The 633-nt window shown below is 33.2% G+C and carries 1 protein-coding gene; it reads right to left on the minus strand.

The genetic code is table 11. From position 1 onward, the window contains the following. On the minus strand, positions 1-633 hold a 633-nt coding region (locus BN338_RS12310; protein ID WP_039761844.1), incomplete at both ends, for a type ISP restriction/modification enzyme.

Raw genomic sequence — 633 nt, forward strand, 5'->3', positions numbered from 1 at the left:
TTTGTATGACTTTATTTTCAACGGCTTGCTCTATTGGAAATATGCATGGCATTTTGGCAACCATTTCATTAAAAATGCGATTATAATAAAGCCACTGTTGTGTAAAAGGACGATACAAGCTCTGAGTGAGGCATATCTCTTCAAATTCAAAAACCTTTTCTCTAGCTAAATATTGTTTAAGATTAAGACTCCAACTGATTTTACTTTCATCCGCATTGACAAAATCGTTTACAATATTTGTGCGTATTTTACGGTCAGTATGTGGATGAGCATTATTAAAACGTTCTACTTCACTATTATAGAAGGAAATCATATTACTCATATTTTTCGCTAAAACCTCACGGCTTGAGTTATATGCCCATGCATCACGATTGCTTGAAACACCAAGAGAAAACATTTCAAATAACTTTTTATCGTGATCGTTTTTATCACCTAAAGCTAAAAATGTTTCAAAACTGTCATCACGTTGATTGATCCAGTCACCATGTTTATCTGGTGTAATCATTTTCCAAGCTTGTTTTTGTGTAATGCCATCAATACTCTTAAAGGACTCTATTATCGCAAGCTTTTCTTTTCTCTTGAGATAATCACCAATATCACGGAAATATATTTTACCATGCTGTTGAGATTTTG

Origin of the sequence: Bartonella queenslandensis AUST/NH15 (genome assembly GCF_000312585.1) — a bacterium.
In the GTDB taxonomy this organism is placed as follows: Bacteria; Pseudomonadota; Alphaproteobacteria; order Rhizobiales; family Rhizobiaceae; genus Bartonella; species Bartonella queenslandensis_A.